Here is an 11852-nt window from a genome sequence, read left to right as displayed (position 1 = left end):
TTTGTTTCTGTTAAAATATAGCATGATAAATATTATTTGTATGTTTGATTTTCAACAGGGAGGAAACATTCAATGATAAACAAATTACATTTGGCAATGATTGAATTATATAGAGGAGATGCAAAGCGGATTCAACATTTTTGTAAAGTGCATAGCTATGCAAAATTGATAGCAGAAACGGAAAATGTAGATAAGAAATGCTTATTTACTATTGAAGCAGCAGCTTTGACACATGATATTGGAATTCATTTCTGTGAAGAAAAATATGGAAATTGTAATGGAAAATTACAGGAAAAAGAAGGTCCTGCAATCGCAGAAAAGCTGCTTGGAGAATTAGGCTTTGATCAAGATGTATCTGGTCGGGTACAGTATTTGATTGCACATCATCATACCTATGATAATATTGATGAAATCGATTATCAGATATTGGTAGAGGCTGATTTTCTGGTTAATATTATGGAGGACGGTTTATCGAAAGATGCAGCTCTAAAAGCCTATCATAATATTTTTAAAACCCCATGTGGAAAAAGGATGTGCAGGGAGATGTTTAATATTTGAAAATGGTGGAGGAAAAACAGTGCAGGCTTATACATATGTATCAAAAGGAAAATTTGAATTAAGAGAAAAACCGAGACCGTTAATCATGCATGAAAGGGATGCTATTGTAAAGGTAACACTTGCGAGTATCTGCTCCAGTGATTTACATATCAAGCATGGAAGTGTTCCACGTGCAGTTCCGGGAATTACTGTTGGTCACGAGATGGTTGGAATTGTTGAAGAAGTTGGAGGTGCTGTTACTCATGTTAAACCGGGAGACAGAGTAACAGTAAATGTGGAGACATTTTGTGGTGAATGTTATTTCTGTAAAAAAGGTTATGTTAATAACTGTATTGATCAAAATGGCGGTTGGGCTCTTGGCTGTCGTATTGATGGTGGTCAGGCTGAGTATGTGCGTGTACCGTTCGCAGATCAAGGCTTAAATAAGATTCCGGACAAAGTTACAGAGCGACAGGCATTATTTGTTGGAGATGTTCTGGCTACCGGCTACTGGGCAACTCGTATTTCTGAAATAACAGAAGACGACACAGTACTGATCATCGGTGCAGGCCCTACAGGAATATGTACATTGCTTTGTGTTATGCTGAAAAATCCCAAGCACATTATCATGTGTGAGAAAGACGAAGATCGTATCCGATTTATTAATAAGCATTATCCTGATGTACTTACTGTTTCTCCGGAAGAATGTGAGGAATTTGTTAAGAAAACAAGTGCTCATGGTGGAGCAGATGTTGTTCTTGAAGTTGCAGGAGCAGAATCAACGTTTCGTCTTGCATGGGAGTGCGCAAGACCGAATGCAATTGTAACAATCGTTGCACTTTATGATAAAGCACAGAGTTTACCGCTTCCGGATATGTATGGCAAAAATCTTATTTTTAAAATCGGTGGAGTGGATGGATGCGATTGCGATAAGACATTGAAATTGATTGCTGAGGGAAAGATAAATACAGAACCACTTATTACGCATACCTATCCTCTAAGTAAGATTGAAGAGGCCTATGATCTCTTCGAGAATAAGAGAGATGGAGTTATAAAAGTAGCTGTTGAATGTTGGCATTAGTAGAAAAGAGAGTTTCTAAAATGGCAACAAATAAGTACACAGGAACACAGACGGAAAAAACTTACAGGAAGCATTCTATGGTACACTGATATAGTATATCAAAAATGAGAGGGAGATTCAAAAATGAACAAAAAAGAAGGAAAAGGGTTAAAGTCTTTTAACAAGGGATTCCAAGTGCCTGATACCTACATTATCATCTTTTTAGTAGTTGTTATCGCAGCAGTTCTGACATTTCTTGTACCAAAAGGATTTTACGAAACACAGGATATTTCATATATGATCAATGGTGTTGAGAAAACCCGTACAGTAATCAAAGATGGGAGTTTCCAGTATCTGACAGATGATGCAGGAAATGTGGTAACAGAAGGAGTAGCACTCTTTAGTGGAGATGGTGGAACAGGCTTCTTCAACTATATGTATAACGGAATCGTAAATAGTTCTGCAATCGAGATTATCGCATTCCTTATGGTAGTAGGTGGTGCATTTGGCATCATGATCCGTACAGGTGCGATTGAATCTGGATTGATCGGACTGATCCGTAAGGCAAAGGGAGCAGAAAAATTATTGATTCCGGTACTTTTCATACTGTTTTCTCTTGGTGGAGCAGTTTTCGGGATGGGAGAAGAAGCTCTTCCGTTTACTATGATTCTTTGTCCGTTGTTTGTAGCAGTTGGATATGATTCAGTTATTGCAGTTCTTGTTACTTATGTTGCAACACAGATTGGTTTCGGTTCATCTTGGATGAATCCATTCTCTGTAGGTATTGCACAGGGTATTGCAGGCATTGACGTATTCTCTGGAGCAGGATTCCGTATAGTAATGTGGGTCGTATTTACAGCACTCGGCTGTGGAATGACTATGTTCTATGCATCAAAGATCAAAAAGACTCCCACAATCTCAATCGCATATAAGACAGATGCATATTTCCGTGAGCAGAATGAAAAAACAGGAATTGGCGAAGGACATTCATTTGGTCTTGGACACATTTTAGTTCTTCTGACACTGGCTGCTACAGTAGTATGGGTAGTATGGGGAGTTATGGCTCAAGGATACTACATGCCAGAGATTGCTACACAGTTCTTCATTATGGGAATTGTTTCCGGTGTGATTGGAGTTATCTTTAAACTGAATGATATGAAACTGAATGATATTGCAACATCATTTAAAGATGGAGCAAAAGACCTGATCGGTGCTGCACTTGTTGTTGCTATGGCACAGGGTATCATGCAGGTTCTTGGTGGATCTGATCCCACAACACCTACAGTTATCAATACAATTATGTATAATATTTCAAATGCATTGTCTGGAGTTTCAGGAGCAGTTGCAGCAGTACTTATGTATCTGTTCCAGTCCGTATTCAACTTCTTCGTTGTATCTGGAACAGGACAGGCTGCGATCACAATGCCGATTATGGCTCCATTGTCAGACCTGTTAGGTGTTTCACGTCAGACAGCTGTAGTTGCATTCCAGCTTGGTGATGCATTTACAAACCTGATTGTTCCTACGTCTGGGTGTCTGATAGGATCTCTTGCAATTGCAAAGATTGAGTGGTCTAACTGGATTAAATTCATGTGGAAATTCCTTGGCGTCTTAATGATTGGTGCAATCATTACAGTTCTTATTGCAGTTGGAGTTGGATTCTAAAATATGCATTTGATAATTGGGAGTGGTTTATGATGAAATTAATTCAGAATATTGATGTTTATGCCCCGCAGCATCTGGGAAAAAAAGATGTACTTACAATTAATGATAAGATTGTCAAGATTAAAGATGCAGGTTCTATATCCACAGACGGATTTCTTTCTGAGGCAGAAATAATCAATGGAGAGGGGTTACTTTTAACTCCGGGATTCATTGATAGTCATGTTCATGTACTCGGAGGCGGTGGTGAAGGTGGATTCGCCAATCGTACTCCGGAAGCAACTATGGAAGGACTTACGAAGTTTGGAGTAACAACAGTTGTTGGTTGTCTTGGAACAGATGGAATCGGTCGTGATATGTGTGCACTGGTTGCAAAGACCAAAGGATTGAATGAGCAGGGAATGTCTGCATACTGTTATACAGGCAGTTATCAGATTCCGGTTCGCACGTTGACTGACAGTATTGTGAAAGATATTATGATGATTCAGGAAATTGTTGGAACTGGAGAAATCGCGATCTCTGATCATCGTTCTTCACAGCCAACTTTTGAGGAATTTGCACGTGTCGTTGCGGATACAAGACTTGGTGGTGTTCTTTCCGGGAAAGCTGGTATTGTAAATGTTCATCTTGGCGACAGTCCCAGATGCTTAGATCTTATTGAACGAGTGGTAGATGAGACAGAGATCCCGGCTTCTCAAATATTGCCAACACATATCAATCGAAATGAGATGCTTTTCTGCAAGTCGATTGAGTATGCACTGAAAGGCGGAGCAGTAGACTTTACCGGAAATGAAGATATTGACTATTGGGAAACTATCTGTGATGAGGTACGTGTATGTAATGGTATCAAACGGATGTTAGATGCAGGAGTAAGGCCTGACCGCATGACTATTTCTTCTGATGGACAGGGAAGCCTTCCGATGTACAGTAGTAATGGCGAATTCCTTGGAATGGGTGTTGGACAGTCCAGCTGCCTTCTGAAGGAAGTAAAGGAATGTGTATTTAAAACAGAAATTCCTTTAGAAATAGCGATTTCTACAATTACATCTAATCCAGCAGATATTCTTCGTCTCAAAGGAAAAGGTAAGGTTGAAGAAGGCTACGATGCTGATCTTTGTATTCTTGACCAGGAACTTCAGCTTGTTGAAGTAATTGCAAAAGGGAATACAGTTTATGCAAAATAAAGTATATCAGCTGGGAGATGACTCCCACCTCTATAGGTGGTGAGAAACAAGCTGGTATCAGTGGTGGGAGTCATTCCCCCAGCTGATATAGCCTCCGGCAGGATTGCAGAGGTGCGCAGGAGAAGTATGTCATGCAATTGCATGACGCGCACCTCGCAGCAAGAATGCCGAGGCATTCTTGAATGGTGTTAGAAGCATCAGTCATTCAGTTGGCTGGCTAACCATATGGTGAAGCGGTACAATGATATTTTCGGATTCTGGAAGAGAAAAGAGAAAACAGATATAGACAGGCAGTTTGAATACAATACGTATATCCGGGCTTTTTTGAAGATAATCAGGGATAGGAAAATTCGGATGCAAAGGCTATGACACATTTGGCCCATTTAAACTGTTTGGTGGAATTGCAAAAGGACATCCTGATGAAGATGATATAAAAAAGCAGTTGAGTTTGTAAAAGGATTATAAATAGTTAAGACGAAAAGAAAAACCGGGGAACAGTCCTCGGTTTTTTGATATTTGTGTTTCTGTTTAACTAATGGGGTTCTGAACAGTTACCTGTAAGTTATTTTCTATAGATGTCCGCTGATAGTAGGTATCTATGATATCCTGTAAAGTAATCGTATTCATTTTTTCTTCGGCAGCCTTTTGAATTTCATTATAAAATCCCTGCAAAGATAACTGAATGTTAATGCCAACGCCACAATCTGGATTGGTATGAGTATCTAAATGAAGCAATGGTTTATCACCTTCAACTGCTTTATAAATATCCAGCAATGTAATCTGATCTGCTGGTTTTGAAAGAGAAGGACGGGCATGTCCGGCTACACTGGTCATAAGTCCCGCTTTTTTTAGTTTTAACATAAGCTGACGTACAAAGCCGGGATTTGTATGGACACTTTCTGCAATTGAGGCACTGGAGAGGGATTTTTCCTGGTTGATAGCAATTAGAACCATCACATGAACAGTATCACTTAATTTCGTTGAGTATTTCATGATAAGAAACTCCTTGTAGTATGATATAATGATCTTGTTTTCACGTTTTGGGGGTGAAAATATTTCTGGTTTGTTAATACATCCTAAGTTCTCAACAGTTCTTTTTAATGTGTTGACAAACTGTACAATTTTAATGTTTTGATGATTGTAAATAATATAATTACAACTATAATGGGGATTAAAGGAAAAGTCAACACAGTAATGAAACTTACGGAGGATTGTATCATATGTTATTTATACACAAGAATCAAAAAACATATGACTAAAAAATGTATCACCTTTATTATCGTGAAAACAGGGAAGTTTCACAGTATAAAGAAGAATATGAAGCAAACTTATTAAGAGCATACTGGCGTTTAGATGTATGCAGATTTAAGAATAAGGGATGGCCATGTCCAACATGCCCGAATTGCTGTTTTTGTGGAAAAGATTATGAAACTATGACGGAGGTAATGGATGAATGAGAATCCGGACAAAGTTAGATTTATGAGAACACCATAATCCTTGTATAAACATTGATTATTGCAACGGTGTACAAAGGGAACATAATAAAAAACTTAATAATGGACTGCCAATCTTACACAAAGTACCGCCCAAACGAGACTACGGGCGGTATTTTTGTATCATGGCGGAGAAAGGAGGAACTTCCCACGGGGGCTTGACTGAAAAGTTGAGCCTCTTTTTTCATGCCAAAAAACAGGAGGTAAATGCTTATGGCAGATGATAAAACCACAAAAACGCCGGAACAGCCGGTAACGGATAGCGGGCCGGGCAAGGAAACGCCTCCCGCTCCCCCAAAAGAGCCGGAGAAGGTTTCCGTTTCCTCGGAGCCGAGAAAAAAGACGGAACCAGAGGTAAAGAACCCACAGGTTTCCGTCTATAACTTCGCTGAAATTATGAAGGAAAAGAAAGCCGAGGAACGGGCGGCAACTCCCGGCGTGGAAAAGCCTGACCCGGCAAAAGTGGAGAAACCGGAAAAGCAGCCGGAGACTCCGAAAAAAGCAGAGGAAAAACCCAAAGAGCCGGAACAGCCGAAGCGACGGGGCCGTCCCCCGAAAGCAGATAAGGACAAGGCCGCAGCCCCGAAGTCCAAAGCCCCCGCGCAGAAACCGGAAAAGACGGTCAAAAAGGAGCCGGAGAAAAAAACGGCTCCAACGGTACAGGCCGCTCCCACTCCGAAGGAACCTGAAAAGCCGCAGGATGCACCACGCCGGGGCAAGGAACAGATCGTCTATATCAAGCTGAACGAGCTCCACGCCTTCAAGAACCATCCCTTTGAAGTCCGGGACGATGAAGAAATGCGAGCTATGGTGTCCAGCGTCAAGGACAAGGGCGTGACCCAGCCCGCTATTGTCCGTCCCCGTGAGGATGGCGGCTATGAGATCGTGTCCGGCCACCGCCGCCAGAAAGCCAGCGAGCTTGCCGGGTATGCGGATATGCCCTGTATCGTCCGAAACCTGACGGACGATGAAGCCATCACGCAGATGGTCGAGGACAATCTCAACCAGCGTGAAGAAATCCTCCCCAGTGAGCGGGCCAAAGCCTTGAAAATGCAGCTTGAGGCTATCAAGCACCAGGGCTCCCGCACTTCGGGCCAGATTGACCCGAAGGACGCAGGCAAACGCTCCAACGAGATTGTGGCCGAGCGCAATAAGATGGCGGTCAAGCAGGTGCAGCGGTATATCCGGCTCAATGAACTGGTTCCCGACCTGATGAAGCTGATGGATGAAAAAAAGCTGGGCTTTACTACGGCGGTGGAGCTTTCCTATATCGGCAAGAAGAACCAGAACTATATCGCCGTCGCCATTGACAGCCAGCAGTCCTCTCCTTCGCAGGCGCAGGCAAAGCGTATGCGTGAGCTGGACGAAAAGAAGCTGCTCAACGGGGATGTGATCGACGGCATTATGATGGAGGACAAAAAGGAGGTAGACAAAGTGATTTTGACAGGTGCGGAACTGAGCAAATATTTCGGCAAGGAAACTACGCCGAGGGAAATGAAGGACCAGATCATCAAGTTGCTGGACGACTGGAAGGGACAGCAGAAGGAACACGAAAAACCGGAGAAGAAAAACGAACAGGAAAAGTAAGCCCAAACTTCGGGTCAGCATGGCCCGAGGATTGCGGGGTTCTGCCCCGCGCCCCGAAGCTCTGGAGATATAAATGATTCCCCGTCGCCAGTTATTCCGTAGCATAGCCGGGAAAATCAGTCAAGGGCAGCGCCGCCGCAGGCGGTGCCGGAGGCACCCTTGACGGATTTCTCCCGGTTATGCTTTTTCCCGGTCAAGCGACGGGGATATAAATTCTCCAGAGCCGTTCCCCTTCCCGGGGGAAGGGGCGGAGGGGTTGGGCGAACTCTTGCTTTTCCCTAAACCTAAACAGAAATGGAGGCTCAACCAATGAAACGACCTTTAGCGTACCTGACCGCCGCATGGAGCGGCGAGCCGGATGTTGATATGGAGCTGGCGGCCCACTACTGCCGTCTTGCTTATGAGGCGGGCTTTTCCCCGATCTGCCCGCTCTTGTATCTGCCGCTGTTTTTGAATGACAGCGTTCCCGAGGAACACAAGGCCGGGATTGATATGCGCCGGGATATGCTGCGGCGCTCCCACACCCTGATCGTCTGCGGCAGCGCTGTGGATGAGGATGTAAAAAACGATATTGCGGTTGCCGGGCGGCTGGGCATTGCGGCGACCACACTGGAAGGGGTGCTTGCCGTGAAGGGACACGGCACCCCGGGCCATGCCGGACATTAAGCTGGGAAGCCTTTTCGACGGGATCGGCGTGTTCCCTCTGGCTGCTTCCCGGTGCGGTATCCGTCCGGTATGGGCCAGTGAGATTGAAAAAGCGCCCATCTCCATAACCAAAAGGCACTTTCCCGACATGGTGCATTTGGGGGATATTACGAAGGTGGACGGCGGGAAAATCCCACCTGTCCATATAATTACCTTCGGTTCCCCCTGTCAGAACCTTTCTCTGATCGGCAACCGCTCCGGCCTTGCCGGGGCAAAATCAAGCCTGTTCTATCAGGCGTTTCGTATCATACAGGAAATGAGGGATGCTACTGATAACCTATATCCAGCTATCGCTGTTTGGGAAAACGTCATGGGAGCGTTTTCTACAAATGACCGGATGGACTTTAGAGCCGTCCTATCCGCCTTCTCGGACACCGAAGTTCCAATGCCTCCTTCGGGAAGATGGGGAAACGCCGGAATGGTGCGAGGGGGAACGCCTGATGTGTGCTGGCGGCTCATGGACGCCCAGTATTGGGCAGGCTCCCGAAGGCTGGCACGAAGGCAGCGGATTTTCGTCGTGGCGGATTTTGGAGGCAGACGTGCCGCAGACATACTATTTAAGCCCCGTCCAATGCTCCCACTTCCTCCGCCTTGCGGAGAGGGCGGGCGGGCCGCCGCCGAAGGAGATCGAACAGCTTCTTTTGAAACAGGGCGGCAGATACCAGTCATCCACCCCTTTCAGTGCTTCCGTATGCGGGGAGCGGCAAAAAGGCAGGAAGAAACGGCCTTCCGAAACAGCTTCGGATTACCAACTGACCCTTTTCCCACTCTTTTAGCCAGTGATGTAACGCCCTTTGCCTTCTGGTATGAGGGCGACCCGGAGGGCGGCTGTATCCGTTTTCTGACGGAAACGGAAAGCGAACGGCTGATGGGGCTGCCGGAGGGCTGGACAAAGTACGGGGCGGACGGCGTGGAGATCCGGCCTCTGCAACGCTACAAGGCGCTGGGAAACGCGATTGCCCTCCCTTGCGCCGATTACATTATGGCCGGGATTTATGAGGTGCTGGCTGACCGGGCCGAAAAGGAGGAATGAGCCCATGTTTGAAGCCTATATAACCAATACAGCCCTGTACCCCTTGATGGGGATCGAGGTAGGGACAACGGTACATTTCCCCATGACGACACAGGAGTTGCAGGCCGCCCTTGCCAAAATCGGGATAGACGGGAAACGGTACAGCGAAGTGTTCTTTACCAGCTTTGACAGTGATGTGCTGGGGCTCTACGATCATCTCTACGAATGTGAGAACATCGACGAGCTGAACGAGCTGGGCCACGCCCTGCTGGAAGTACGGGATAAGGGCGGACTGGAAACCTTTGAAGCCGCTCTTGTCTTGGGAAACCACATACGGAGCGTGAAGGATTTGATAAACCTGACCCAGAACCTTGACCTGTACCGCTTTTACCCGGATATTTCTGATGATGAAGGGCTGGGCCGTCTTTACGCCGACGAGCTTGGGACCATCGACATACCGGAGCACATTCAGAACTACTTCGATTATGAGGCATACGGGCGGGATGTGCGTATCAACGAGGGCGGCGTATTCGCTCCCGGTGGGTACGTGTCGGCAGTCCCGGAGGGCTTCAAGGAGTATTACCACGGGCCGCAGGACATTCCGCCGGAACACCGGATATTTGCCTATCCTGAAAAGGCCGAGCCTGTCCACTCCATTCTCGCTGCACTCAAACGGTTTCAAGAAGCCCCGCCCGCTCCGAAAAAGGACAAGGCGGGGCCTTCCCATGAAGAACGGTAAGACTTCGGGCCAGCATGGCCCGAAGCATGAAGGAGGTGCATACCATCAACTATTACCCTATCAATGAAGGAGCCGCCCGCCGGGCAAAGGAAATGAACAGCTTTTCCGACTACAAGGAAGGGAGCGCAACGGCGGAATACCGGGCAATGGTGGACAAGGCCGCCGCCATAGCGGAACAGCAGAAATCCCGGGTGGACCCCATGTACCATGAGAAGATTGACCATCTGTTAGACACCTACGCCCGCAAGCTGGCCGAAAACATGAACCAGGGCTTTGCCATTGACGCAAGGGTTCCCTCTGTGATGATCGCCGGACCTGCCAATTTCCCGGTGGGAAAGAAGGAAAAACAGAACCGGGCCCGGGACAGCAACATGGAGGAATGGCGGTATATTCAAGGGCTGCTGGATAAGATACGCAGTACCGGCATGGGCGGGATCAGCGCCGATGACCCGGCAGCGATTGAAAAGCTCCAGAAGAAGCTGGACGGGCTGGAACGCTCCCAGCTCATTATGAAGGAGGTCAACGCCTATTACCGCAAGCATGGCAAGCTGGACGGCTGTGCGCTGCTGTCGCCGGATCAGATCGAAAAGCTGAAAGCAAGCATGGCGTCAAGCTGGCGGAGCGATCCGAGGCCCTTTGAAAGCTACCAGCTTACCAACAACAATGCGGAAATCCGCCGGGTAAAGGCCCGTATCGAACAGCTTTCCAAACAGGCACAGCAGGAATTTTCCGGCTGGGAGTTCGATGGGGGCCGTGTGGAAATGAACCGGGAGGACAACCGCTTGCAGGTGTTCTTTGACGGAAAGCCTGACGCGGACACCCGGGCCGAGCTGAAAAGCAACGGTTTCCGCTGGGCTCCCAGCGTGGGCGCATGGCAGAGGCAGCTCACGGACAACGCCATCCGGGCGGCTGACCGCTTGGAATGTATCAAGCCGCTGTCCAGCGAAAAGCCCTCCCAGCTTCAAAAGAAGCCCTCTATCTTGCAAACCATGCGGGAACAGGGCGAAAAAGTCCAGACGGAGCCGGAAAAGAAAGCTCCGTCCGGCAGGGATGCCGAGCGGTAAGCCTCGGGCCACATTGGCCCGAGGTTTTCTGTTCCCCGAGACTGTACGGGGGCCTCCCGGATAGCGGGAACCCCGACGGAAAGGAGGTTTTATGCAGGAAGAAGTAAACCAAAAAACGGTTGCCCTTTCAATCAGGACAACGAAGCTCACAGGAAAAGTGCTGGCTGCCGCTCTTGGCAAGGTGGTTCGGGCGCTGCAAAAGCACCACCGGAAGGCGCTGACCCCGCAGGGACGCCAGAGCGTGAAAAAGCTGATGAACCACTATGGCGGCAAAAGTGCCATGCCCTATGTGGGAGCTCCAAAGGATTTTGACCGGATCGCGAAGGAGTTCCATGTGGACTACGCTTTCCATAAAGTGAGCCCCGGTCATTACCTGCTGTTTTTCAAAGCCAATCAGGCGGACGCTATCACGGCGGCCTTCCAGAAGTACAGCGCAAAGGTGCTGAATAAAGAGCAGGACAAGGCTTCCATCCTCGGCCAGCTTCGGAAATTCACGGAGCAGATCAGGACACAGGCAAAGGAAAAGCAGCGAACCAGAGAGGCGGTGAAGGACGGACGTTGAGTGACAAAATCAGAAAATATGTACTCCCAAACCTGCCGTACCTCTTTGTGTTCTGGTTCTTCTCCAAAATCGGGACGGCCTACCGGATCGCCCCCGGCACAGACTTCGGGACAAAGCTCATGGGGATGCTCGATACCTTCCCCAAAGCCTTTGAAACCTACTGGCCGGGGCTGGGAGGTATTGACCTGCTGGTGGGCCTTGCCGGTGCGGCTGGGGTGTATCTGCTGATACAGTCAAAGATCAGGCA

The 11852-nt window shown here is 47.4% G+C and carries 11 protein-coding genes and 2 pseudogenes; 12 read left to right on the top strand and 1 reads right to left on the bottom strand.

Annotated features, from left to right (window positions below; translation table 11 throughout):
* Positions 1-72: 72 nt before the first annotated feature.
* The 5 genes and pseudogenes from OCV61_RS07170 to OCV61_RS18760 all read left to right on the top strand — a co-directional run.
* Positions 73-558: an HD domain-containing protein gene (locus OCV61_RS07170; protein WP_158421231.1), complete on the top strand. Its 486-nt coding sequence runs from the start codon at positions 73-75 to the stop codon at positions 556-558.
* Between the two features lie 19 nt (positions 559-577).
* The gene (locus tag OCV61_RS07165) at positions 578-1618 is read left to right on the top strand and encodes an alcohol dehydrogenase (protein ID WP_158421230.1); all 1041 of its coding nucleotides are present in this window, start codon (positions 578-580) and stop codon (positions 1616-1618) included.
* 123 nt (positions 1619-1741) lie between these two features.
* Positions 1742-3262 carry a putative basic amino acid antiporter YfcC gene (gene yfcC, locus OCV61_RS07160; protein ID WP_158421229.1) on the top strand — a complete coding sequence of 507 codons (1521 nt, stop codon included), beginning with the start codon at positions 1742-1744 and terminating at the stop codon, positions 3260-3262.
* Between the two features lie 32 nt (positions 3263-3294).
* Positions 3295-4443, top strand: coding sequence for a beta-aspartyl-peptidase (gene iadA / locus OCV61_RS07155; RefSeq protein WP_158421283.1), 1149 nt, complete (start codon positions 3295-3297; stop codon positions 4441-4443).
* Between the two features lie 340 nt (positions 4444-4783).
* Positions 4784-4908 (top strand): annotated as a pseudogene (locus tag OCV61_RS18760) (flavodoxin); the annotation flags it as partial.
* A 63-nt stretch (positions 4909-4971) separates the two neighbouring features.
* Here OCV61_RS18760 and OCV61_RS07145 read toward each other — a convergent pair.
* The gene (locus tag OCV61_RS07145; protein WP_158421228.1) at positions 4972-5436 is read right to left on the bottom strand and encodes an Rrf2 family transcriptional regulator; all 465 of its coding nucleotides are present in this window, start codon (positions 5434-5436) and stop codon (positions 4972-4974) included.
* A 713-nt stretch (positions 5437-6149) separates the two neighbouring features.
* On the opposite strand from OCV61_RS07145, the gene OCV61_RS07140 reads away from it, so the two are divergent.
* The 7 genes and pseudogenes from OCV61_RS07140 to OCV61_RS07110 form a co-directional block, all read left to right on the top strand.
* Entirely contained in the window at positions 6150-7523 is a 1374-nt protein-coding gene (locus OCV61_RS07140) for a ParB/RepB/Spo0J family partition protein (RefSeq protein WP_330382897.1), read from the top strand.
* 309 nt (positions 7524-7832) lie between these two features.
* Positions 7833-8189, top strand: coding sequence for a DUF7768 domain-containing protein (locus OCV61_RS07135; protein WP_003500157.1), 357 nt, complete (start codon positions 7833-7835; stop codon positions 8187-8189).
* Entirely contained in the window at positions 8176-9261 is a 1086-nt protein-coding gene (locus OCV61_RS07130; protein ID WP_158421226.1) for a DNA cytosine methyltransferase, read from the top strand. Before OCV61_RS07135 ends, OCV61_RS07130 begins: the two co-directional genes overlap by 14 nt.
* 4 nt (positions 9262-9265) lie before the next feature.
* Positions 9266-9979, top strand: coding sequence for an antirestriction protein ArdA (locus OCV61_RS07125; RefSeq protein WP_110102411.1), 714 nt, complete (start codon positions 9266-9268; stop codon positions 9977-9979).
* 14 nt (positions 9980-9993) lie between these two features.
* On the top strand, positions 9994-11043 hold the full coding sequence (locus OCV61_RS07120) for a hypothetical protein (protein WP_055247176.1): 1050 nt from the start codon (positions 9994-9996) through the stop codon (positions 11041-11043).
* Between the two features lie 91 nt (positions 11044-11134).
* On the top strand, positions 11135-11605 hold the full coding sequence (locus OCV61_RS07115; protein ID WP_012741698.1) for a PcfB family protein: 471 nt from the start codon (positions 11135-11137) through the stop codon (positions 11603-11605).
* A pseudogene (locus tag OCV61_RS07110) lies at positions 11602-11852 on the top strand (VirD4-like conjugal transfer protein, CD1115 family); the annotation flags it as partial. The gene OCV61_RS07115 and the pseudogene OCV61_RS07110, both read left to right, overlap by 4 nt.

Origin of the sequence: Blautia ammoniilytica (genome assembly GCF_025566965.1) — a bacterium.
GTDB classification, from domain to species: domain Bacteria; phylum Bacillota; class Clostridia; order Lachnospirales; family Lachnospiraceae; genus Blautia_A; species Blautia_A ammoniilytica.
Note: the sequence above shows the minus strand (reverse complement) of the source record. Positions and strands in the feature narration are given on the sequence as shown.